This is a genomic window from Mesobacillus thioparans (genome assembly GCF_965138835.1).
In the GTDB taxonomy this organism is placed as follows: domain Bacteria; phylum Bacillota; class Bacilli; order Bacillales; family Cytobacillaceae; genus Mesobacillus; species Mesobacillus thioparans.
This window is the reverse complement of the sequence record NZ_CBCSFH010000013.1, coordinates 99,748-121,063: the sequence shown is the minus strand read 5'-3', so window position 1 is coordinate 121,063 and position 21,316 is coordinate 99,748. Positions and strand designations below refer to the sequence as shown.

The 21,316-nt window shown below is 44.9% G+C and carries 26 protein-coding genes and 1 pseudogene; 10 read left to right on the top strand and 17 right to left on the bottom strand.

Features of this window, described 5'->3' with window-relative positions; translation table 11 throughout:
* Positions 1 to 6: 6 nt before the first annotated feature.
* Positions 7 to 477, bottom strand: coding sequence for an inner membrane protein YiaA (gene yiaA, locus ACNAZ4_RS18985; RefSeq protein WP_415817030.1), 471 nt, complete (start codon positions 475 to 477; stop codon positions 7 to 9).
* Positions 478 to 648: 171 nt separating this feature from the next.
* On the opposite strand from yiaA, the gene ACNAZ4_RS18980 reads away from it, so the two are divergent.
* Entirely contained in the window at positions 649 to 1,653 is a 1,005-nt protein-coding gene (locus tag ACNAZ4_RS18980; protein WP_415817054.1) for a DUF3231 family protein, read from the top strand.
* 90 nt (positions 1,654 to 1,743) lie between these two features.
* Here the strand turns inward: ACNAZ4_RS18980 and ACNAZ4_RS18975 are convergent.
* Positions 1,744 to 1,996: pseudogene (locus ACNAZ4_RS18975) on the bottom strand (hypothetical protein).
* A gap of 139 nt (positions 1,997 to 2,135) precedes the next feature.
* Positions 2,136 to 2,270, bottom strand: a complete 135-nt coding sequence (locus ACNAZ4_RS18970; RefSeq protein ID WP_415817028.1) for a hypothetical protein — start codon at positions 2,268 to 2,270, stop codon at positions 2,136 to 2,138.
* Between the two features lie 261 nt (positions 2,271 to 2,531).
* Here ACNAZ4_RS18970 and ACNAZ4_RS18965 point away from each other — a divergent pair, with 261 nt between their 5' ends.
* On the top strand, positions 2,532 to 2,948 hold the full coding sequence (locus ACNAZ4_RS18965; protein WP_415817052.1) for a GNAT family N-acetyltransferase: 417 nt from the start codon (positions 2,532 to 2,534) through the stop codon (positions 2,946 to 2,948).
* 57 nt (positions 2,949 to 3,005) lie between these two features.
* Here the strand turns inward: ACNAZ4_RS18965 and ACNAZ4_RS18960 are convergent, their stop codons facing one another.
* From ACNAZ4_RS18960 to ACNAZ4_RS18920, 9 genes are all read right to left on the bottom strand, one after another.
* On the bottom strand, positions 3,006 to 3,179 hold the full coding sequence (locus ACNAZ4_RS18960) for a hypothetical protein (RefSeq protein WP_415817026.1): 174 nt from the start codon (positions 3,177 to 3,179) through the stop codon (positions 3,006 to 3,008).
* Positions 3,180 to 3,191: 12 nt separating this feature from the next.
* On the bottom strand, positions 3,192 to 3,374 hold the full coding sequence (locus tag ACNAZ4_RS18955) for a hypothetical protein (protein WP_415817024.1): 183 nt from the start codon (positions 3,372 to 3,374) through the stop codon (positions 3,192 to 3,194).
* Positions 3,375 to 3,442: 68 nt separating this feature from the next.
* The gene (locus ACNAZ4_RS18950; RefSeq protein WP_415817022.1) at positions 3,443 to 4,546 is read right to left on the bottom strand and encodes an AI-2E family transporter; all 1,104 of its coding nucleotides are present in this window, start codon (positions 4,544 to 4,546) and stop codon (positions 3,443 to 3,445) included.
* A gap of 54 nt (positions 4,547 to 4,600) precedes the next feature.
* Complete coding sequence (locus ACNAZ4_RS18945) at positions 4,601 to 5,809, bottom strand: MFS transporter (RefSeq protein WP_415817020.1); 1,209 nt, start codon at positions 5,807 to 5,809, stop codon at positions 4,601 to 4,603.
* Between the two features lie 659 nt (positions 5,810 to 6,468).
* Positions 6,469 to 6,993 carry a YceI family protein gene (locus ACNAZ4_RS18940; protein ID WP_415817018.1) on the bottom strand — a complete coding sequence of 175 codons (525 nt, stop codon included), beginning with the start codon at positions 6,991 to 6,993 and terminating at the stop codon, positions 6,469 to 6,471.
* Between the two features lie 196 nt (positions 6,994 to 7,189).
* Positions 7,190 to 7,825 (bottom strand): coiled-coil domain-containing protein, encoded by a 636-nt coding sequence (locus tag ACNAZ4_RS18935; RefSeq protein WP_415817016.1) that lies wholly within the window; start codon positions 7,823 to 7,825, stop codon positions 7,190 to 7,192.
* A gap of 110 nt (positions 7,826 to 7,935) precedes the next feature.
* Positions 7,936 to 8,835, bottom strand: a complete 900-nt coding sequence (locus ACNAZ4_RS18930) for a GNAT family N-acetyltransferase (protein ID WP_415817014.1) — start codon at positions 8,833 to 8,835, stop codon at positions 7,936 to 7,938.
* Positions 8,807 to 9,031 carry a hypothetical protein gene (locus ACNAZ4_RS18925; protein WP_415817011.1) on the bottom strand — a complete coding sequence of 75 codons (225 nt, stop codon included), beginning with the start codon at positions 9,029 to 9,031 and terminating at the stop codon, positions 8,807 to 8,809. The genes ACNAZ4_RS18930 and ACNAZ4_RS18925 overlap by 29 nt, the downstream gene beginning before the upstream one ends.
* A 126-nt stretch (positions 9,032 to 9,157) precedes the next feature.
* A complete protein-coding gene (locus ACNAZ4_RS18920; RefSeq protein ID WP_415817009.1) occupies positions 9,158 to 9,673 on the bottom strand; it encodes a DoxX family membrane protein in 516 nt (171 codons plus the stop codon).
* A 305-nt stretch (positions 9,674 to 9,978) separates the two neighbouring features.
* On the opposite strand from ACNAZ4_RS18920, the gene ACNAZ4_RS18915 reads away from it, so the two are divergent.
* Entirely contained in the window at positions 9,979 to 10,668 is a 690-nt protein-coding gene (locus tag ACNAZ4_RS18915) for a YhcN/YlaJ family sporulation lipoprotein (RefSeq protein ID WP_415817007.1), read from the top strand.
* Positions 10,669 to 10,816: 148 nt separating this feature from the next.
* Positions 10,817 to 11,782 (top strand): phosphotransferase, encoded by a 966-nt coding sequence (locus ACNAZ4_RS18910; protein WP_415817005.1) that lies wholly within the window; start codon positions 10,817 to 10,819, stop codon positions 11,780 to 11,782.
* A 65-nt stretch (positions 11,783 to 11,847) separates the two neighbouring features.
* On the opposite strand, the gene ACNAZ4_RS18905 is transcribed toward ACNAZ4_RS18910, so the two are convergent.
* Complete coding sequence (locus ACNAZ4_RS18905) at positions 11,848 to 12,363, bottom strand: DoxX family membrane protein (RefSeq protein ID WP_415817003.1); 516 nt, start codon at positions 12,361 to 12,363, stop codon at positions 11,848 to 11,850.
* A gap of 653 nt (positions 12,364 to 13,016) precedes the next feature.
* Between ACNAZ4_RS18905 and ACNAZ4_RS18900 the strand changes: the two genes are divergently transcribed.
* The 3 genes from ACNAZ4_RS18900 (at position 13,017) to ACNAZ4_RS18890 (ending at position 14,346) form a co-directional block, all read left to right on the top strand.
* Complete coding sequence (locus tag ACNAZ4_RS18900; protein ID WP_415817001.1) at positions 13,017 to 13,439, top strand: DUF1801 domain-containing protein; 423 nt, start codon at positions 13,017 to 13,019, stop codon at positions 13,437 to 13,439.
* Between the two features lie 12 nt (positions 13,440 to 13,451).
* Complete coding sequence (locus tag ACNAZ4_RS18895) at positions 13,452 to 13,910, top strand: SRPBCC family protein (protein WP_415816999.1); 459 nt, start codon at positions 13,452 to 13,454, stop codon at positions 13,908 to 13,910.
* 115 nt (positions 13,911 to 14,025) lie between these two features.
* A complete protein-coding gene (locus ACNAZ4_RS18890) occupies positions 14,026 to 14,346 on the top strand; it encodes a hypothetical protein (RefSeq protein ID WP_415816997.1) in 321 nt (106 codons plus the stop codon).
* A 41-nt stretch (positions 14,347 to 14,387) separates the two neighbouring features.
* Here ACNAZ4_RS18890 and ACNAZ4_RS18885 read toward each other — a convergent pair whose 3' ends face one another.
* Positions 14,388 to 15,572 carry an MFS transporter gene (locus tag ACNAZ4_RS18885; protein ID WP_415816995.1) on the bottom strand — a complete coding sequence of 395 codons (1,185 nt, stop codon included), beginning with the start codon at positions 15,570 to 15,572 and terminating at the stop codon, positions 14,388 to 14,390.
* 247 nt (positions 15,573 to 15,819) lie between these two features.
* Between ACNAZ4_RS18885 and ACNAZ4_RS18880 the strand changes: the two genes are divergently transcribed.
* On the top strand, positions 15,820 to 16,548 hold the full coding sequence (locus tag ACNAZ4_RS18880; RefSeq protein ID WP_415816993.1) for a ZIP family metal transporter: 729 nt from the start codon (positions 15,820 to 15,822) through the stop codon (positions 16,546 to 16,548).
* A gap of 400 nt (positions 16,549 to 16,948) precedes the next feature.
* Here the strand turns inward: ACNAZ4_RS18880 and ACNAZ4_RS18875 are convergent, their stop codons facing one another.
* A complete protein-coding gene (locus tag ACNAZ4_RS18875) occupies positions 16,949 to 17,443 on the bottom strand; it encodes a fasciclin domain-containing protein (protein WP_415816991.1) in 495 nt (164 codons plus the stop codon).
* Positions 17,444 to 17,737: 294 nt separating this feature from the next.
* On the opposite strand from ACNAZ4_RS18875, the gene ACNAZ4_RS18870 reads away from it, so the two are divergent.
* Positions 17,738 to 17,926, top strand: a complete 189-nt coding sequence (locus ACNAZ4_RS18870) for a transcription initiation factor TFIIIB (RefSeq protein ID WP_415816989.1) — start codon at positions 17,738 to 17,740, stop codon at positions 17,924 to 17,926.
* A gap of 35 nt (positions 17,927 to 17,961) precedes the next feature.
* Here ACNAZ4_RS18870 and putP read toward each other — a convergent pair whose 3' ends face one another.
* Together putP and ACNAZ4_RS18860 are read right to left on the bottom strand one after the other, a co-directional pair.
* The gene (gene putP / locus ACNAZ4_RS18865) at positions 17,962 to 19,431 is read right to left on the bottom strand and encodes a sodium/proline symporter PutP (protein WP_415816987.1); all 1,470 of its coding nucleotides are present in this window, start codon (positions 19,429 to 19,431) and stop codon (positions 17,962 to 17,964) included.
* Positions 19,432 to 19,976: 545 nt separating this feature from the next.
* Positions 19,977 to 20,294, bottom strand: a complete 318-nt coding sequence (locus ACNAZ4_RS18860; RefSeq protein WP_415816985.1) for a hypothetical protein — start codon at positions 20,292 to 20,294, stop codon at positions 19,977 to 19,979.
* A 156-nt stretch (positions 20,295 to 20,450) separates the two neighbouring features.
* Here ACNAZ4_RS18860 and ACNAZ4_RS18855 point away from each other — a divergent pair, with 156 nt between their 5' ends.
* On the top strand, positions 20,451 to 21,269 hold the full coding sequence (locus ACNAZ4_RS18855) for an N-acetylmuramoyl-L-alanine amidase (RefSeq protein WP_415816983.1): 819 nt from the start codon (positions 20,451 to 20,453) through the stop codon (positions 21,267 to 21,269).
* The last annotated feature ends 47 nt before the right edge of the window (positions 21,270 to 21,316 follow it).

Here is a 21,316-nt window from a genome sequence, read left to right as displayed (position 1 = left end):
CTAAAATCAGTCCCTCTCCCTTGCCCTCTGCGTGTCCCTGATATTCTTCTGAACCGTGATCGCCGCAAAAAGGCTAAGCACGAATGACATGCCATAGAATCCTTTTTCGCTCAGGACGATGCTACCTGCATTATACAGGCCAATGGCCATCAATGAAATCGAGACGATCAGGGCAAACCAGCTGATGCCGTAATAGATACCAGTAACCGGTATTCCCTCTTCCTTGTCACGGACCGCTTTTTGCAATGACACCGATGCATAAAGCCCGAATATCAAAACAGCAAAATAATAGCCTTTTTCATTCAGCTCCATCGCTGCATTGAACAATCCGATCAAATAAGCGGACACACCGACGACGAGCGCCGCCCACGAAGCTCCCTTGAACGCCGAAGTCGGCTCTCCCTCTTTCCTTTCCACTCTCACCTTTGGCTTGGTCTGCTCGCCTTTATCCAATAAAATCTCATGGTCATTAGCCACTGCTTGTTCTCCCCCTCTTTTTCCTATAAAAATAGTGATTATAACTAAATTTATTATATAGAAATTTATGACAAATAATAAATAAAATTCTAAAATTTGTGATTTTACAGTAAGGACGAAAAAAAACATATTTTTCCCACCGGAGGAGATAATATCTTGCGAGGTGAGATTATGGATAATGACAAGTTAAGGCTAACTTCGTCTGAAATAGGTTCCTTATGGGGCGAGTATGTAAACGGGACAATGATTGATACAGTAAACAGATATATGGTCACCATTATTGAAGACGAGGCAATAAAAGCCATCTTTGAGGACGCGATCAGTACATTCGCACGTCAAAAGAAACAACTCACAGAATTCATCAAGAATGAAGGGTTTCCTGTTCCCATTGGATTTGGTGAAAATGACATCAATATCGGCGCTGCCAGGCTGTTCTCCGACATTTTCTGCTTGAATTATTTACATATCATGACGCTGCACGGATTGATTGGACACGTCACCGCACTAGGCGTATCAGTCAGGAAGGATTTACGGGATTTCTATGATTCGTGTGATGACGACGCCAAGAAAATGTATCACCAGACCATTGAACTCTTGCTTGAAAAAGGCAATTTCCAGAGGGATCCTCTATTTTATCCTGATAAAAACCCAAGCTTTATCGAGAGTGAAGATTTTACCGATGGAATTTTTGGAAAAGGAAGATGTTTATCCGCCACCGAAGTCATCAGCATTTCTTTTAACATCAAGAAAAATATCATGGCCAAAACACTTTCGATTGCATTTAGCCAAGTGGCTCAATCAAAGGAAGTCAAGAAGTTTTTAGTGGAATCTGAGAAAACGGCGGACCAGCACATCCAAAAGTTCACCAGCATTATGCATCATGATAATTTGCCCGTTCCCCGTTCATGGGAAACAGAAGTGACAACTTCTACAGACTCCCCATTTTCAGACAAGCTCATGATGTATCACATTGGATTCCTGTACCAGGCCGCGCAAGTCTACTACGGGACAGGATTGGCATCTGCCATGCGGTCGGATTTAGTCACGACGTACGAAAGCATTATTCTAAAAAATTTAATGGTGACAAAAAAATGGTTTGATATCATGAAAAAGCACAAATGGCTCGAACAACCCCCACTTGCGCCAAATCGAAGAGAACTCTCAGGTGAAAATTAACGAGCAAAATGTCCTTCCGTATAGGTTGGACTTTTTTCATTCACTTAAATTGCCTGAAGATGTCTGGAATGTCCAACCCTGCCCTGACGCCTATCGCTCAATGGTTACATGCGGCTTGCTGAAGTGGCTCGTTCCTCCGCTCCCCACCAGGATGTACCCATTTTTTTGGGAAAAGCACCAGCCTCTCTGAGCCATCCGAGAGGATCAGCTCAACTGAAGCCTTATTTTTCAGTGCGATATATTTAACATAGCCAGTCTTCGTAATCGTCGTCTTCCAGTTGTCATCGAATTCCGCCCTCAACACACGATTGGAATACGTTTGATTCGTTATCTCCCTGTCCATTTACTCACCCCTTCCTGGTAAAAAAATGCTCTCATTAGTTTATTCGCCGTTTAAAAATATGAATAGACATTGTACACACTTCAGTCCACATAAATAAAAGGAAGCCACCTTTCACGGCAGCTTCCCATCCATTTGATTACTATTTCATCTTAGCCAGCTTATTGTTGATTTCCGCGATTTCCTTCTCAACTTCATAAAGATTCTTCTGCATCCGATCCCTGCGAGCCGTCAGCACACTCAGCTGCTGCTTCAGCTCCTCCTTACTTTCACTCATATCACGAAAACCTCCAAAGCCTCAAATCAGTACACTCCAAGCAAAGGATCCCTTTTTCAGAAGAAATCCTTCTTTAGTATTTACAAATAGGCAGGGATGATAAAGCTGAAAAAATTAGCAAGGATAAATTAAATTTGAAGGAGCTTCGGAATTCAAGACGAATAGTTAATAGTAACCCACTGATGGTTTGGAGGTTGCTGTTTTGCTATTGTACTTTTGATTTTTATCCTCAGCATAGAAAATAATGAGGAGTTGATCATGATGATTTATAAAAATAATCTCGACGGCATTACACCAGAGATGTTGAGCGGTTTTTTTGTGGATTGGCCCAATCCGCCGAGCACACAAACACATCTGAAATTGCTGAAAAACAGCAGTAAAGTGGTGATTGCAGTAGACCCAAGCGTTAATCGTGTCGCAGGCTTCATAACCGCAATAAGCGATGGTGTGCTATCTGCTTACATACCGCTCCTAGAAGTCCTTCCCGAGTACCAGCATAAAGGAATTGGCAAGAATCTAGTTAACAACATGTTAAAAGAACTGGATAATCTTTATATGATTGATTTGTGTTGTGACGATAGCCTGGTCCCTTTTTACGAGAAAATGGGAATGCATAAATCCAACGGGATGCTTAAAAGGAATTATGAAATGCAGTCAGGGAAATTCGAAAAAGAATGAAAAAATAAACGCCTGGAGAAATCCCGGCGTTTTTGTGTTACATCTTCCCCTCATCTTTTATACCTTTCGAGATAAGCTATCTTTGTTACGCGGCACCATTTTTAAAAAGCCAATCATGCAAAGAGCACCGATTCCTTTTACAATGCTGTTTCCAACCAATGAATCCTCCACCGTTACGCCAATGAGCAGACCTCCCAAAAGCAACAGAATCAAACTGACAAGGACTCTCACATTACTCCCCCTCTACTGCGAGCACGCTCGGATTAATAAAATCACACCCAGAACCATCAAGACCGATATCATATTGACCAGACAACCACTGCCCGGCGAGCCTGTCACCGCCCGGGCCCAAGCGTTGTTCATGACTGCTCCCGGATTTTTCTGCTCCTCTTTCAATTTCAAGCGCTCTCTATTTTCCTCTGACATAAACGCCCCCCTAATTGTAAAAAGGCAATAGCAGCCAAAAACTTAGCCCTATCGCCCAATGAACAGCATCAATTCACGTCTACAGAAATACTTGCTCTTTTTCTCGCCCTTAAAAATCTGACGAGATTCAGAACGATTGTTTTTATGACCGCATAGGTCGGCACTGCCAGCACCATTCCCAGGACTCCCGCCAAATTCCCCGCAGCCAATAAAATAATGATGATCGTTGCCGGATGGGTATCCAGCGTTTTCCCGAGAATCAGCGGAGAAAGCAGGTTTCCTTCAATCTGCTGAGCCACCAGGATGACCACCACTACCAGCAAAGCCTTCGTCGGTGAATCGAAGAAACCAACCAGCACGGCCGGCGCTCCGCCGATAATCGGCCCAACATACGGGATGATATTGGTGAAAGCGACGATCAGCGCCATGATCAGCGCATAGCGCAAGTCGATGATCATATAGCCGATAAATGCCAGAATCCCGACTGCTGAAGCTACTGTCACCTGTCCCTGGATGTAGGCAGCCAAGGTTTCGCCTGTTTCCTTTAGGATTTTCAGCCCTTCTTCGCGGTAATCTTTCGGAATGAACTTGGATACAGCTTGAGGGAACCTGTGACCATCCTTGAACATGTAAAATAATAAAAACGGCACAGTCACCAGGATAATCGCGATGTTGGTGACGACACCGAGGAAGCCCTTCAAACCACTCGTCAGCTTATTCGGCAACGTATTGGCGTACTCCATCAGGCGCTGCTGCACCGTCTCGATCATTTCCCGCTGCTCATCCCTGAAGCTTTTGAACTCAGAAGAACGGACAATATCATAAAAATACTCAGTCGTCCTGTCAGCAAAAACCGGAAGATCATTAGCAAGCTCGGTTGCCTGCTTGGATACCGCCGGAACCAGATTCCCGATTGCCAGGACAAGCAGCGCCCCGAACACGACATAAATGATTAAGATCGCAAGTACTCGCGGAACCTTTTTGCGTTGCAGAAAGTCCACAACCGGATTCAGCAGGAAATAAAGAAAACCCGTGATCAAAATCGGGAAAAACACCGTCGAGATGAAAATCCCGATCGGTTCAAACATGAACGAAATCTTCGTAGAAACATAAATAATGGATGCGATAAGCAAAATTTGAATCAGCCAAAACTGTAATTTCGATTTATTCAATGTATATACCTCTTGCCTTAGATTATTTTGGTAAAATTATACCAAGTTTCAGGGCTAAAGTATATTGGTCTTTCGAATATCCCCCTCGCGGTCCCCCATCAATTTCTTCCTTAACATCCAAATGCAAATTGGCGTGATGACCGTCATAGCCCCTATCGTCGTAAAGGCAATCCCCCAATTAAAATGATCAAGCAGGATACCAAAAATCATCGGAGAAAAAATTGTTGCGCTGAACCCCATTACCGATTGGATACCCAGGGCAATCCCAGTGATTTCCGGATCGGATATTTCTGTGATCATCGTATTGTAGATTGGGGAATCGGCGATGATGGTAAATCCGTAGACGAAAACAATTGGGAGCAAAATCCACATGCTCGCCGGTGTCAGCCAGCCAATCGCCAGCGAACAGGCAATGCTGATATAAATGAATAACTTGATCGATTTTAGCCGGCCAAACGAATCGGACATCCTGCCGCCGACGAAGCTGGCAATCCCCCCAATCATCACCACAAACGCACCGATAGAATTGCCCACGGAAATCGCATTCGAGATATCATGAGTCTGGAAATAATACACCATAAAAGGGCCAATCCATGCCCACATCGCATAAAGCTCCCAGCAGTGCCCCGTGTAGCTGATGTTCACCAGCAGGTTTTTCCTCGTGAGAACACGCTTTAACAATGCCATGTTTAAGCGCTGACTATGGATATCGATATTTTCCGGTATCTTTGAAAAATAGATCAACAAAGCCGCGAGGATTGCAGAACACGAGGTGATGAAAATAACACCTTTCCAGCCCACCAGATTAATGAACAATCCAGAAACCAGCAGCGAAAATCCCGAGCCGACCACAAGCGAGCCAACAAAAAGTCCCAGCGCCGCACCACGCGCCCGGTCACCCGAAGTCTGTGCAACAATCTTCATTCCCGGCACATAAATTCCCGCAATCCCCACACCCGAGATGAACCTGAGCAATAACGCAGACCAAAACCCCTGCGCGAGTAGACTAAAAAGAATGCCCGACAACCCGGCGATGAGCGCCCCATACATAAACGAGTATTTGGGATTATAACGATCACTCAAAAAGCTGTAAAAAAACACCGCCGCCACATAGCCAATATGAAAAAACGCAACAATAATCCCCGATTGCGTCGAGGACAACCCCCACTCCCCCTCCACAACCGGCATCACCGCAGAAAAATTAAACCACACCTGCATCGCCAAAAATTGCGCAATCGATAAAGCCCACAACAGACGAGTCATCCCCATCACCCCCCTAAAAGCATTCATTACCCTTAAAATACAGAACTTTCCGAATTTAAACAAGATGAGTTTTTCTTAGATCAGGGGGAAATGTTTCGACCACATCATTCCTCACCTACATCAGACAGCTTTTCTTCGCTTCTTGCTTAACCTGTCCGAACTTGGACTTACTTCAGACAGCTTTTCTCCGTTTCCCGCCAAACCTGTCCGAACTTAGACTTACTTCGGACAGCTTTTGTTCGTTTACCCCCAAACCTGTCTGAACTTGGACTTACTTCNGACAGCTTTTCTCCGTTTCCCGCCAAACCTGTCTGAACTTGGACTTACTTCAGACAGCTTTTCTCCGTTTCCCGGCAAACCTGTCCGAACTTGGACCTGCTTCAGACAGCTTTTCTTCATTTACCCCCAAACCTGTCTGAACTCCCGCTTACTTCGGACAACTTTTCTCCATTTACCCCCAAACCTGTCTGAACTTGGACTTACTTCGGACAGCTTTTCATCATCAGCACCCAAACCTGTCAAAATTAACTCCCTTTCTTGACAGCTTCCCACCTCCAGCAACCAAACCTGTCAAAATCCTCGCCCCCCACATCTCACCAAATCAAAAAAACCATCCAGAGACCATAAAATCCCTGAACGGTTTTTCAATAACAAACTTATTATGCTGGGTTTACTTCAAGTTCTACTTTGATCTTGATGTCTTTACCAACCAGGACGCCACCTGTTTCTAGTGCTGCATTCCATGTTAGGCCGAAGTCTTCGCGGTTTACTTTTGTTTCTGCTTCAAAACCGTACACTTCCACGCCCCATGGGTTTGTGCCTTTGCCGCCGTATTCCACATCGAATGTGACTGGCTTTGTTACGTCTTTGATTGTCAGGTCGCCAGTTACTTTGTAATCGTCGCCATCGCGAGTGATGTTTGTTGATTTGAAGTCGATTGTTGGGTAGTTTTCGACATCAAAGAAGTCTGCTGATTTCAAGTGGTTTTCGCGGTCCTCGCTGCGTGTGTCGATGCTTGCAACATCAATTTTGAATGCGATTGAAGCGGTTGTTAAATCTGTCAGGTCTGCTGCTTCAACGTCAGCTGTATAAGAACCGAATTGTCCCTTTACCTTTGATACCATCATGTGTTTCACTTCAAACCCAATTGCTGAGTGCGCCTGATCTACTGCAAATTTAGCCATTATAAATTCCCCCTGATTAGTGTTTTTATCTCGAATTCGAGATATAACTTCAAAAAAATATCTCAAAACTTATTATTTTTAATTCGAGATAAATTTATCATGAAATCGACTACACTGTCAATACACTTTTCAGATATTTTTTTCAGAATAAAAGTGTTCTGGCAACTTGCTCTGCAATGTAAACGTTTATCTAATCTTATAATGCGGACCCCTCCTTTTCTACAAGCCTTATTTCTTCTATCCTCCATTTTTCAGTTCTATCGTAATAGCCATCGCTCCTGGTCAATACAAATTGATAATTATCTTCCAGGTCCTCAACCGTAAGATATGTAAGTACGATTTTATCCTTGTTAATACTAAACTCCTTTAGGTTTAATACCACACCCGGGCTCCAATCAAGATTGCTATATTTGAAGGTAAAACTGCATGGGCACTTGTCCTCAAAATCAAGGCTGGTGAAACTTGTAAAATTCCCAAAAGCAATTAAGTCAATTACTTCTGTAAACTTCCCCGCAGCTTTATAGGTCTCAACGACATCGATCGCTTCCATGAAGTCCTGATATCGAACAGAGGATTGCGCGGCCGCTATTTCTTCTTCCATGGTTGAAAGATTGAAGGTCAATGTTTCATTCTCATTCTTCAGATCATTCGCGACCCTCGACCGGTCTACCAATTTTCCCTCCAGCCCGGCAACCTTCTCTTCTAGTTGCTTTTTATCCTCCTCAAGCTTCGCTGCAGTATCTGCTGTTCTGGCATTATCCAAAAGAGCAATCGCCGTGATGACTAATAAAATTACAAAAGCGGAAATTGTATAGTCTTTCTTCCATTTCATCGGTAACCCCCCTTAAAAAAATGATCATCTCAATATAATACGAATCACCCACTCATTAGATTCAAATAATACAAAAATATCCACCTCAATGTATACGAGGTGGATATCGTTTATTTCAGCTCAAAATAATCCATAGTGGATGTCTCTTCAAAACCGCATGATTTATAGAGGGTAAGCGCATTGGAATTGTCTGCCGCTACCTGCAGCATGATTTCCTGCGCTTTCGCTTCTTTTAAGTTTCCAATCGCCAGCAGCAATAGTGCCCGCCCGTATCCTTTACGGCGGTGCTCCGGCAGCACGCCAAGGCCAAAAATCGCACCAAGCTTCGAGGTCAGCTGCAGATTTACTTTCCCGATCACTTGCCCGTCTTTTTCAACAAGGTACGAAGTCATCCCGCGCTTTTCCTCTTCCTCAGGAAGGATCATATCCTCGACTTCGACACTCTCTCCTGTATCGTTAAAATAAATCACATTCTGCCTGGCGATTTCCTGCGCATCCGCATTCGTCGCCTTCCTGAAAGTGAGGCCTCCCAGCTGCTCAGGCGCAAAGCCCGGCGCCTCTTTTTTCAAGAACATCTCATACTCTGAGTGTTCGTATTGGGCTCCAGTCCCCGCGATGAACCCTTGCCCAGATACCGAGTTGCGGTCACTTAACAACAGCATGCTTCCTGAGCCCCTGCTTTTCCACTCATCCAAAACAAGCTCAAACAGTTTGGAAAAAATCCCCTTGCCGCGATACTCCGGATCGACTACCCCATTCACTTCCCATGGGCCGCCGAAGCAGCAAATCCCAATATAACCAATCAGCTTCTCTCCATCGAAGTACATGAATTCATTCACTGCCTGAATTCCCATGTCATTGCCGCTTACACCCAATTTATAATCAAGCTCCAGCTTTAATGCCGTCTGGTCATGTTCTATGCATCGCTCCTGGAGCTGGCCGACCCTTTTATAATCCTCTTCATCAAGACCCTCTTTTAACTTAATCCACGGTTTCGAGATTTCCCTCACGAGCAGCACTCCTTCTGTATAAAATCCCCACAATAAAGGATGTAACCATCATAACAATCGGGATGACCACACTGCGGTCCAACCCTTCAATGGTTCCAGCCACCAAGATCCCCACCAGCATCACTCCCGATATGATGAAAAAGATCAATGACCGCTCCTTCTTCTGTTTGGTCGTATATTTTATTCGCTTAAACATAGGCTCACTCCTCTTTCTCCTATGAAAATTATAGCAAACAGCCACACTTGCCTGGCATCAACTAAAAAAAATGGCTCCCAGTCATACTGGCAGCCATTTCTATATTAAAGGGGGATTTTACAAAGCTTAAGCAGCGTTGCGTTCGACGGCTTCACCGCGTTTGAAAACTGTTTTGCGGATGAATGGTACAACCCAGCGGTCCAATCCGTATTTACCTGCGTTGAAGCCAGCAGCCAGGATGATGAAACCGAAGAAGATGTCTGTTGGGTTGTGAGATACAGTTCCGGCTAGGAAGAAGCTGAAATTCATCACTAGTCCGAAGAACATTGCGGCAGTTGTCAGTGTACCAAGAAGTAACCCAAGACCAACAAGGAATTCCCCGAGCGGAACGATTGTGTTGAAAATATCGACATTCGGGATCGCGAAGTTTTCAAGGAAGTGCACATACCAGCCATATACCATGTGTCCGTCCGGACCTTTGACCGGGTTTGCGACCGCTCCTTTTAAAAAGCCAGTAGCGTCGAATCCAGGGCCAGTCAATTTGCCCCACCCAGCAGTCATCCAGTTGTATCCAAGCCATACCCTAATGACAGTCAATATACCAGCGGCAACATTGTTTTCTCTTAACCATTTTGCAAACATGTTCCTCACTCCAATAAGTTAATTAGTATTAGTACACTTATAAGATAACAAATATATCTTGGAAATAGAGGGTTTTGTGAATGAATTCACAATTCCGTTGAAATCTTTTGAACAATTGGTAACACTGGCATTTTTGCGGACATTTTTACACATCATTAATCATTTTAATCCCTCTTCCACCATGTATCAGAAACTGCGGATCTTGCCTCATACTCCAGAAAGAAACAAAAAATCTCTTCTCCCCTGCATATCATTCCAAATTTTAGACATCATATAGACGACTAAACCAACTAGGAGTGATCTGGATGAAAAAATCAATCATCATCGCAGGGTGTGCTGTTTTTACAATGGGCCTGGCCGGATGCGGGGCGAATAATAATGCAGCCGATAACAATCGTGACCAGCAGGTAGAAATCAACCAGGTCAGACGAGGCCCGGTTACTAACGCAGACAACAGACTTCAGCTTGCTGACCGTGCAGAACGCCAGGTTGAGCAGATGCCGGAAGTTGATGATGCACGGGTCATCATTTCCGACAACAATGCGTACGTAGCAGTAAGACTTGCAGACAATAACATCGACAACGATGGAAATGCACGAGTAAACGATGCAATGGATGGCAACGGCAGGACTTTTGCTGAAAATGGCCGTGTTGACCAAGATGACAACGCCGCCGGGAATGATGGCGTCATTGACGGCCAGGGCGATGCTGGAAAAGGAAACCGCCGGAACGCTGGCACATTTGGCACCGATAACGACCGGACTGACATGAATGGAACGGCCAGCAATAATGGCGAGGATTTAACTTCATTGGAACAACAGATTGAGCAAAGAGTCCGCCAGGCGAACAAAGGCATCGACAGTGTGTATGTTTCCGTTGACCGCAACGCGTTTGACAGAATGGGATCCTTCACCGACGATATCCGCACCAACAGAAACAGGGACGGCCTGTTCGATGACTTCCGCAATACAATGGACGGTTTCTTCGGGAGATAAGATCAAAAGCATAGGATTCAGTTCCTATGCTTTTTTGTTGCCCAGTAACTTGGATTCACTTCCTACGCTCATTTGTTGTTCTTTTCAAACAGGATTTCTTCCCTTCCCTCGCGAAATATAGCATAGGTCTATATTAAGGGAGAATAACATGGTCGTTGACACTGAGATAAAAGAGGAAATTTTTGAAGCGGTCACTCAATTGTTTGGATTTGAAATTCAAGACTGGAGACAAATCCATTTAGGATACAGGAACTTAAAATGGCAGGTCAAAACAGCGAACGGCGATTTATTTGTGAAGCAATATAACAAGCAGCGATATCCGCAGGAAAGGGTTCCGGGCCTGGAAAAAGCTCTGCAAATTCAAAACAGGTTGTTCAATGAAGGATTGCCCTGTCCTGAGCTTTTCTCATATAAAGGGAAGTTTGTTTTGAATACCGGGAATGGTGAACGTTTCGTTCTCATGGGTTTTAATCAGGGATTCACCCTACCACCTGGCAGTGCGAACCCCTTGCAAATGTACAGTCTGGGGAAGGTGATTGGCAGGATGCACGTGCTGCTAGAAAAGCATATTGTCAGGGAACCTCTGCATTGGGATCTTTCATCCAAGACTGAGATGCTGGAAAACTTGAATGAGAGATATGATGAAGCCATTGGTCTTGATTGCAGCAAAACCCTTCATCATTTGGAGAAACAAAGAAGGATCCTCGAGGAAAACGATACAGACTTATTTGCGCAATGTGAAAAAGGGTGGGCACATTGGGACTTGTTTGCGGACAATATTTTATTCAGTGAAAATGAGGTTTCTTCGATTCTTGATTTTGACCGAATGAGTGTGGTCTATACCGATTTTGATATTTCCAGGCCGATCTTGTCCTACTGCATTCATGAGAATCACATAAGCGTTGAGGGCGTTTCGGCATTTGTCAGCGGTTATCAGGAATTCAAACCGTTGCCGCTTGAAAAACTGGTTCGATCGATAAAATTAACCTGGTGGAGGGAAGCTGAGTGGATCACCGTTGAGAAGCCGGGAGACTCCACTCCCCTTAAACGTTTCCGGAAAGAGAATGTGTGGATAGCGGAAAATTGGGATAGGCTTGAGGACATGTTTTCATGAAGATAAAAATGCTGCCGGGATCTCCCGGCAGCACTATTTATGAATATGGGGGGAGTTAACTCAGGTTATGCAGCGTTACGGACGCCATCCTCTCCGCGTTTGAAAACTGTTTTGCGGATGAATGGTACAACCCAGCGGTCAAGGCCGTATTTACCAGCGTTGAAGCCAGCAGCCAGGATAATGAATCCGAAGAAGATGTCTGTTGGGTTGTGAGATACAGTGCCGGCTAGGAAGAAGCTGAAATTCATCACTAGGCCGAAGAACATCGCAGCAGTAGTCAGTGTTCCAAGCAGTAATCCAAGACCAACAAGGAATTCCCCTAGCGGCACGATTGTGTTGAAGATATCCACATTCGGAATCGCGAAGTTTTCAAGGAAGTGCACATACCAGCTATATACCATGTGTCCGTCCGGACCTTTGACCGGGTTGGCGACCGCTCCTTTTAAAAATCCGCTAGCGTCGAATCCAGGGCCAGTCAATTTGCCCCAGCCAGCAGTCATCCAGTTGTATCCAAGCCATACCCTAATGACAGTCAATATACCAGCAGCAACATTGTTTTCTCTTAACCATTTTGCAAACATGTTCCTCACTCCAATAATTTAATTAGTATTAGTACACTTATAAGATAACAAATATATCTTGAAATTAGGGTGGTTTGTGAAACTGTTCACATTTCTGTTGAAATCTTTTGACCGAATGGTGACAGCCCCTCACTCTAAACGCACTCTTAAAATTGCATTTTAGGCAGCATAAGGGTCGCTCCTCCTAAAATGCACATTATCCTTTTCTTCTGTATTCACCGAGTTGTCCGAAGTCGACCCTNGTTCGGACAGCTTTTCGGCTGGGATCACTAAACCTGTCCGAAGTTGACCCTAGTTCGGACAGCTTTTCACCTTGAAGCACTTAACTTGTCCGAAGTCAGCCCTAGTTCGGACAGCTTTTCGTCTGGGATCACTAAACCTGTCCGAAGTTGGCCCTAGTTCAGACAGCTTTTCACCTGGGAGCACCAAACTTGTCCGAAGTCGACCCTAGTTCGGACAACTTTTCGCCTGGAAGCACCAAACTTGTCCGAAGTCGACTCCAGTTCGGACAGCTTTTCGGCTGGGAGCACTAAACCTGTCCGAAGTCGACCCTGGCTCGTTCCCTTTCCGGCACCATACAAAGGATTTATACCACTTGTTCTAGAAAGTACATATAATGGTCAGGCTGAAAACAAAGAAGGAGGATTTGTCAGATGTACGAACTGAAGACGAAAGAAAATGACAATAGTGTTATTGAGTTCATCGAGTGTGTCGACAGCCCCAAGAAGCGTGAGGATGCGTACAGATTATTGGATATCTTCACAGAAACGACTGGGTATCCAGCTAAAATGTGGGGACCCAGCATCATTGGATTTGGTTCGTATCATTATAAATATGAATCCGGTCACGAAGGTGATGCTCCTCTTGTTGGCTTTTCACCACGCAAAGCCAAGATCAGCTTGTATTTTGCCACTGGCGACACAGAAAGGGAAGCATTGTTGAAGGAGTTCGGCAAACACACCTCAGGAAAAGCATGTGTGTACATAAACAAATTGATGGATATTGATATTGATGTATTGAAAGCCCTGATCAATCAGTCTGTTGCCTTTTTAAAAGAAAGATATCCTGCCAGATAAGGAGGATTACTAATGGAACCTATAACGATGCCTGATCTTACTGCCAGACCACATGGCTTCACCGTCGAACGGATTATGAGTTCCCCGCCAGATGTTCTTTTTGAGGCGTGGACCGAGAAGTTCGATGAATGGTTTGCGGCACCCGGTACGCTAATCATGAAGGCAGAGGTCAATTCAGTGTTTTTCTTTGAGACCGTTTTTAAATTAGACGAAGAAAGTGAGGAACAGCGGCACCCCCATTATGGAAGATTTCTGCAGATCGTCCCGAATCGCCTGATTGAATTCACCTGGCTGACCGGTGCAGGCGGAACTGAGGGTGCAGAAACTGTGGTCACTGTTGAACTAAATGATCATCAAAATGGAACACTTTTAACCCTGTCCCACAAAGGTTTTCCCGATGAAGAATCAAAAAGCCGCCATGATTCGGCATGGGAAATGATCCTTGAACATCTCGATCAGAAAATGAGTTAAATGGTTCTCACTCTTCCCTCACGCAACACAACTGTAAATAACTGGTCTTGTTAACGTCATATTAAACAGGAATCAAGTATTTAAGAGGAGTTTTTTCAAATGGAGGGAAACGACGATGAAAAAATCGACCAAAAATTTTGTCCTGGCTTCCATGCTTTCAGCCGGCGGCGCAGTTCTTTTGACAGCTGCTTACCGCAAGAGCCAGCGGGATGCGATTCGTTTTCTTGAAGATATCGACATGAGGAACAGCGAGAAAATCGACCAGATGGAAAGTGTCGATGCGGGCATCGATCCGGCGGAAAGAGGGCTTACCCAGCTTGATTCAGCCATGCGTGCCGAGTGGCAGGCCAATGGTTTCCCACAGACTCATATGGAGATGGAAGAATTGGAAAAGGAAACGGATGTTGAAAACAACACGAATTATGCACCAATGTAATAGATAGGAAAGAACCTCACCATCTGCTGGTGAGGTTCTTTTTATGCATCCTGCACAAATCTGTTCTCTTTTTTACCATGTAAAAAGTAATAAAGGACAAATCCTGCGAGAATTAGCGGCACCATAGCAAGATACAATCCATTATAGCCGTATTTCGGGATCATGAATCCTAGCATGAATGGCCCGACTCCTATGCCCATGTCCATCGCGATGAAGAACGTCGAGGTTGCGAGTCCCATGCGGTGCGGCGGCGTCATCTTGATGGCAACCGTCTGGGCGATGGATTGGAAGTTTCCATATCCCAGGCCGATCAGTGCGGCAGCTGTCAGGAAGATCAGGCTGGAACTGACCTGGCTCAGGGCATACATTCCCACAGCAAACACAAGCAACGCAGGATATGCCACACTGTTGGCGCCTTTGGCATCCATCAGTTTGCCGGTGAATGGCCGGGAAAATAATACCGCGAGTGCGTAAACGAAGAAGTACAAACTTCCTACCTCTGCCAGGCCTACCTCTTTCGCAAATGAGGCGATAAATGAGAGCGTTCCTGAATACGCAAGTGCAATGATGAACATGACAATCGATACTGGCAGGGCATTCGGCTCAAAATAATTCGACAGGCTGAATCTCCTGCTTTTGGTGCCGTCTGCGTGATAATCCACGACCGGTTCCTTGATCGTGAGCGCTAATGGCAAGCACGCCGCGCCGACGACCAGGGAGAATATGAACATGCTCAGATAGCCAAACTCATTGATCATCGCCAGGCCGATAAGCGGGCCAATCGCTGTCGATAAAATGACACTTAAACTAAAATAGCTGATTCCTTCCCCTTTCCTGCTGGCAGGGACCACCTGCGCAACAATCGTTCCGGTAGCGGTCGAGGCAAAACCGATCCCAATCCCATGCAAGAAACGGATGACCAGCAGGAAATAGATGTTGGAGGGAATGAGATAAAGAGCAGAAATAAGAACAAAAAACAGAATTCCTCCAAGTAACATTTTTTTGCTGCCAATCCGCAATATTTCCTTACCGCCGTATAATCTGGCAAAAAGAACCCCGATGATGAAAATGCTCGAGGCCAGTCCAGCCATACTGCTGGATGCGCCATATGTATCGGTCGCGTACGAGGCCATCGTCACGATCAAAAGATACATCGACAGCATAATGACGAAATTCACGAGCGAAATCGAGATGAAATCTCTCGTCCATAATTTTTCTTTTGACATCAAGCTTCCTCCTAGGTGTAATTTTTGAATGGTGATTGATATAATTATTTCGAAAAACGAATTAAATTATAACGCGTAAATGTCATTGTGTCCAGTAGCGACCATGGGTTCATATGCCGGGAACAATGGGATGATAATATCTTTTTAGTCAGGATAGAATAAAAATACTTCAGCCTTCCCCCTTCACGCCACAGTTTTGTTTCAATCATAAGTGGGTAGTTTTATTTATTATGAAAGGAGAGTACTTATGTGGAATGCAGCATTTTGGGGGGCAGTTTCGGGATCTGCAGTATTGCTAGGTTCCGTGGCGGCCATGATATTTTCCATTCCTACAAAGGTCATTGGCTGGATCATGGCCTTCGGCACAGGTGTCCTGATTGGCGCCGCCTCCTATGAACTGTTAGGAGATGCGGTTCATAATGGCGGGATCCTCGCCAGCAGCATCGGGTTTATCGCAGGAGCTTCCATCTTCACTCTGCTAGATATACTGGTATCCAAAAAAGGCGCATCCCACCGGAAACGTTCTGGGAAGCAAGCGACTAAAAATGCCGGAATTGCGATCTTCATAGGAACAGTCATGGATGCGATACCAGAATCGATCATGATCGGCGCGAGCCTGCTTGAACAAAATACCGTCAGCTTCCTTCTTGTCATCGCCATATTTCTCAGCAACATCCCTGAAGGACTCTCCAGTACGGCAGGATTAAGGAAAAATGGCTATTCCCACTTGAAAATAACAGTGATGTGGCTCTCCGTCCTGGCAATCGCCACTTTCTCCTCCTGGTCAGGCTACTTTTTCCTCCAGGATGCCTCGGAGGCTATAATGTCAGGAATCTCAGGATTCGCAGGCGGCGGCATCATTGCCATGATCGCTTCCACGATGATGCCAGAAGCCTATGAAGATAGCGGCCCCGTCACCGGCCTGATCACCGCGCTTGGCCTGCTGGCTTCATTGGTCCTGGATCATTTTTCCTGAACACCTATTGGAACCGACACGAATCCTAACGGGCACTTTGTGTCCGTACTTCTGCGGTTCCCCCCTTTTTTGGGAACATGTTGATTCTGCTTGTGACCGTGAACCAGCTTCCTCCCTTTTTTGGAACACATATTGATTCTACTTGTGACCGTGAACCGGCTTCTTCTCCCTTTTCGGGCACATATTGGCTCTACTTGTGACCGTGAACCGCCTTCTTCTCCCTTTTCGGGCACATGTTGGCTCTACTCGTGACCGTGAACTGCCTTGTTCTCTCTTTTGGGGCACATGTTGATTCTACTCGTGACCATAAACCGCATTTCAACCTTCTTCGCCCACAACATCTTTTTGTAAAAAAGAAAAACGGTCCTCAAATGCGAGAACCGTCCTTCAAGTGCATTCATTATTTCGGCAAAAGTACTTTATCAATCACATGGATGACACCATTTGATGCTTGGACGTCCGGGGTTACTACATTTGCATCATTCACCCGGACGGGGTTGAGCGAGATGGTGACGTTTTTCTTCGCCAGTGTTTCTGCTTTCATTCCTTCCTTCAGCTGGTTTGACATTACCTTTCCTGGAAGGACATGATACAAGAGGATTTGCTTTAGATCCTGTCGTGCCAGCAGTTCGTCTGCAGTGATGCCTAAATCTTTCAGAAGCTTGTTGAATGCTTCATCGGTCGGGGCAAAAACTGTGAACGGCCCTTCACCCTTCAGTGTTTCTACAAGGCCTGCTTTCTCAAGGGCAGCGGCAAGGATTTTAAAGTTTCCTGCTGAAACTGCAGTATCGACAATGTCCTTCTTATTGTCCGAGTTTCCAGCTGCAAAGCCTGGATTCGCCATCGATAGGACCATCATCATTACAAACGATAACACCATAAGTTTTTTCATCATGAGAATCTCTCCTTTTTAAAATTGAGGCATATCCGTCCTCTTTTTTTACAAGTCTCTGTTATACAAGGCTGTTGATTTTCGTTCGACTACAATCAACAGGTGTAAAAATAACATTGGGCTTTAACAGAGCCTTTTACAAAAGTAGTATTCACCATTGATGCAAAATCATCCATCATTATCAAAGACTGCTTCATTTTGGACAATTTGTAATTCTGACAAAGGTTCTTGAAACTTACTGCCTCGCAAAAACGTACTTACAACTAAAGGGAGTTGTTTTTCGAAAGGATGAAGGAAATGAACTATGCGAAGGAATGTCCTAAATGCGGCGGTACGGATATTGGAAAAGGCAAGCAAGCTGGGTATGCTGTCATGTACCCCGAAAACAAGGTGGTGAGCCTGGGTTCTGAGATTGTACATGTTATTTGCACAGACTGTGGCTTCGTCATCGAAAGTTATGTCAAGAAACCGGAAAAATTCAAATAAAGGCTGCCAGCATCAAACTGGCAGCCTTCACTCTTTTATTCAGACATAATGTTTTCCATTTCATTGAATTCTTCTTTTACCGCTTTGCCTGGTCCTGTTGTAATCTTACTTACAACGATCACGGCAATCAGGCTCAGAAAGAAGCCTGGGATCATTTCATACATGAACTCTGATAGTCCATCAATGCTGATCCAGATGATGACGGTTAACGCCCCGACAATGATACCGGAAAGCGCACCCCAGCGATTCATCTGCTTCCAGTACAGGCTCAGGAGCATGACCGGTCCGAATGCGGCACCGAATCCGGCCCATGCATTACCCACCAATGAAAGAATCGTATCGTTCGGAGTGTATGACAGCGCGATTCCGACCAATGCAACAAGCAATACTGCCATACGGCCAACGAATACCAATTCTTTGTCACTTGCTTCGCGGCGGAAGAACGCTTTGTAAAAGTCCTCCGTCAATGCACTGGATGTGACAAGCAGCTGGGATGAAATCGTACTCATGATCGCAGCCAAAATCGCAGCGAGCAAGAATCCAGTGATATAAGGATTGAACAGGATGTTCGCAAACATGATGAATACTGTTTCAGGATTCTCAAGCGCCACATTATTCACCTGGACATAAGCAATCCCGACAAGTCCGACAGCCAATGCACCGATGATGGAAACTATCATCCATGTCATTGCGATTCTGCGTGCCGGCTTCAATTCTTCAACTGAATTAATTGCCATAAAACGTACAATGATGTGAGGCTGGCCGAAGTAACCAAGGCCCCATGCCAATAATGAAATGATTCCAAGGAATGTCGTCCCTTGGAAAAGATCCATCAAAGTCGGATCGATGGCACTTACTGTATCCATGACATTCGCTGTTCCGCCAAGGTCCGTAAAAGCAACGACCGGCACAAGGACAAGCGCTAGGAACATGATGACACCTTGAACGAAGTCCGTCATACTAACGGCTAGGAAGCCGCCGAAAAGTGTATAAATGATGACAACACCCGCTGTCACGAACAATCCCATACGATAATCGAGCCCAAATGCCGACTCGAACAAAGTACCGCCTGAAACTAGTCCCGCTGATGTATACAGCGTGAAGAAAATGATAATGACGATTGCAGATACAGACCTAAGGATCTTCGTCGTATCCGAAAAGCGGTTTTCAAGGAAATCGGGGATTGTGATTGAATCATTCGCCAGCTCCGTATAGGTTCGAAGTCTGGGAGCCAAAATGAGGTAGTTCAAATAGGCACCAACCGATAAACCAATTGCGAGCCACGCACTGGAAATACCAGATGTGTACATCGCACCAGGCAAGCCCATCAGCATCCAGCCGCTCATATCAGACGCACCGGCTGAAAGTGCTGTTACCGAAGGTCCAAGACCACGGCCGCCAAGCATATAATCTGATAGATCAGACGTTTTGCGGTATGCATACAATCCAATCAGGATCATGGCGATAAAATAAATCGCTAAAGAAATAAAAATTTCAAAAGACACCAAATCTCTCCTTTTCGTTTTCCCTAAACGAAATAATTAACATAGTGGTATTGTATCCAGGCATCCAAAAAATACAGCCTAACCACACTAAAAAATCGATATGTTAATTATGCCGTCCAAGTTTTTCTTGCCCTCAAGGGGGCTTACGGTTATCTAACCTAACAAACATCCAGAATTGTTTCAAGGATGTTACACGGTATTGAGAATAGCCAAAAACCGCGCCATGACTAGTCTGTTAGGAATGGTAGCGCTTTCAAATTTTATTGAAGTAAATATATTATGAATATTCAGAAACACCGATTCAGCGATCAGGCAAGCACATTTTTGTAAAAATAAAAACCCCCGTGGAACAGGGAGTTTACTGTTAAAAATGCATTTTAATTTGTCGGTCAAATTGACTAATTACAGTCTTAATTGCACGGTCCAAAACCTGAATTGCACTCTTAACAGGATTAATTGCGCGTTCCAATACAAGATTTGCGCTCTCAACATGATTAATCGCACTTTCACCCATATCCAGGAAAAAAAAACTGCACGAGCAACTTCTAATGTGATGAATACATAAACAAATAAATCGCCATGATCAGGCTGCCGATTCCAAGCAGCATCAGGCTTCCATAAAACACTTTTCTCCATGTTCCACCGATGAAAAAGATGTTCAGCAAAAAGTAATAAATCAAGGCACTTCCTCCGATGAACAGCAGATATTCCTTGAGATATTTTGCTGGCATGTGGTTGGTGACACTGGTCAGCGCAAGTCCTGCAAAAATGAATGCACCGATGATATTCAAGGTCTTTTTGAAATTTGCTTCCGGGCTCCTCTCTATCTCAACATTATGTGATGTTTGCATTTTCGTTTCCATTTTCCCACCTCAAATAATAAGTCTTATACCTATTACGGTCCAACCCAAAAAATGTTCCGTCAAAAATGGGTTAACTTTTCCCAACCGAGACATGCACCCTTACCGATTTTATATTTTCACATAGTCTATAAGGACTAAGTAAAAGGAGGAGTTTAGATGAAACTTTATTTAGACCCCGGTCATGGCGGCTCAGATCCTGGCGCTCAGGGAAATGGTCTCCGCGAAAAGGATTTGACCCTCGATATCGCGCTTAAACTCCGTTCTATACTGGAAAATAACTATAACAACATCGAAGTCAGGATGAGCAGGACAAGCGATGTCACGAAAAGCCTGGCTCAGCGTACTAATGAGGCCAACTCCTGGGGAGCAGATTTTTACCTGTCAATCCACATCAACTCTGACAAAGGTTCAGCCAGTGGTTACGAGGATTACATCTACATCAGCCTTTCAAATAATTCAGCAACTGCGAGGTACCGCGACATCATCCACAACGAGGTGGTGAAGCTGAACAAGCTCAATAACCGCGGCAAGAAAAAAGCTGATTTCCATGTACTCCGGGAATCATCGATGGATGCGATGCTCTCAGAAAATGGCTTTATCGATAATGCCAAGGATGCCGCCCTTATGAAGCAGGATTCCTGGCGGCGCAGTGTAGCCCAGGGACACGCGAATGGGATCGCAAAAGCGTTCAATCTTACAGAGAAGAAAACTCCCGATCGCGAAGAACCAGCATCCGGCAGCGGACAATCTCTACACAAAGTGATTGCCGGATCTTTTAAGGATAGAGCAAATGCTGAGCAGCAAATCGCAGACTTGGACGCAAAAGGCTATGAAAGTTTCATTGCAACAGCGCAGATTTCCGGCGAGACCTGGTATCGTGTACAGGCTGGAGCTTTTTTGAATCGTGAAAATGCAGAAACTCGCGTAAAAGAGATTGAAAGCCAGGGAATTGAGGCATTTATCACGACAGAATAATATGTATAAACAGCCGAATCCTTACCGGATCCGGCTGTCTTCATGTC

Coding starts and splice junctions, on each gene's coding strand:
- ACNAZ4_RS18945 (WP_415817020.1), bottom strand. CDS start 5,809: ATGACTCGTCTGTTGTGGGCTTTATCGATTGCGCAATTTTTGGCGATG.
- ACNAZ4_RS18965 (WP_415817052.1), top strand. CDS start 2,532: ATGATTTATAAAAATAATCTCGACGGCATTACACCAGAGATGTTGAGC.
- ACNAZ4_RS18890 (WP_415816997.1), top strand. CDS start 14,026: ATGAAAAAATCGACCAAAAATTTTGTCCTGGCTTCCATGCTTTCAGCC.
- ACNAZ4_RS18940 (WP_415817018.1), bottom strand. CDS start 6,993: ATGGCTAAATTTGCAGTAGATCAGGCGCACTCAGCAATTGGGTTTGAA.
- ACNAZ4_RS18875 (WP_415816991.1), bottom strand. CDS start 17,443: ATGATGAAAAAACTTATGGTGTTATCGTTTGTAATGATGATGGTCCTA.
- ACNAZ4_RS18885 (WP_415816995.1), bottom strand. CDS start 15,572: ATGTCAAAAGAAAAATTATGGACGAGAGATTTCATCTCGATTTCGCTC.
- ACNAZ4_RS18980 (WP_415817054.1), top strand. CDS start 649: ATGGATAATGACAAGTTAAGGCTAACTTCGTCTGAAATAGGTTCCTTA.
- ACNAZ4_RS18880 (WP_415816993.1), top strand. CDS start 15,820: ATGTGGAATGCAGCATTTTGGGGGGCAGTTTCGGGATCTGCAGTATTG.
- ACNAZ4_RS18895 (WP_415816999.1), top strand. CDS start 13,452: ATGGAACCTATAACGATGCCTGATCTTACTGCCAGACCACATGGCTTC.
- ACNAZ4_RS18855 (WP_415816983.1), top strand. CDS start 20,451: ATGAAACTTTATTTAGACCCCGGTCATGGCGGCTCAGATCCTGGCGCT.
- ACNAZ4_RS18970 (WP_415817028.1), bottom strand. CDS start 2,270: ATGAGTGAAAGTAAGGAGGAGCTGAAGCAGCAGCTGAGTGTGCTGACG.
- ACNAZ4_RS18935 (WP_415817016.1), bottom strand. CDS start 7,825: ATGAAATGGAAGAAAGACTATACAATTTCCGCTTTTGTAATTTTATTA.
- ACNAZ4_RS18910 (WP_415817005.1), top strand. CDS start 10,817: ATGGTCGTTGACACTGAGATAAAAGAGGAAATTTTTGAAGCGGTCACT.
- ACNAZ4_RS18920 (WP_415817009.1), bottom strand. CDS start 9,673: ATGTTTGCAAAATGGTTAAGAGAAAACAATGTTGCCGCTGGTATATTG.
- ACNAZ4_RS18915 (WP_415817007.1), top strand. CDS start 9,979: ATGAAAAAATCAATCATCATCGCAGGGTGTGCTGTTTTTACAATGGGC.
- ACNAZ4_RS18925 (WP_415817011.1), bottom strand. CDS start 9,031: ATGTTTAAGCGAATAAAATATACGACCAAACAGAAGAAGGAGCGGTCA.
- ACNAZ4_RS18870 (WP_415816989.1), top strand. CDS start 17,738: ATGAACTATGCGAAGGAATGTCCTAAATGCGGCGGTACGGATATTGGA.
- ACNAZ4_RS18905 (WP_415817003.1), bottom strand. CDS start 12,363: ATGTTTGCAAAATGGTTAAGAGAAAACAATGTTGCTGCTGGTATATTG.
- ACNAZ4_RS18955 (WP_415817024.1), bottom strand. CDS start 3,374: ATGTCAGAGGAAAATAGAGAGCGCTTGAAATTGAAAGAGGAGCAGAAA.
- ACNAZ4_RS18900 (WP_415817001.1), top strand. CDS start 13,017: ATGTACGAACTGAAGACGAAAGAAAATGACAATAGTGTTATTGAGTTC.
- ACNAZ4_RS18860 (WP_415816985.1), bottom strand. CDS start 20,294: ATGGAAACGAAAATGCAAACATCACATAATGTTGAGATAGAGAGGAGC.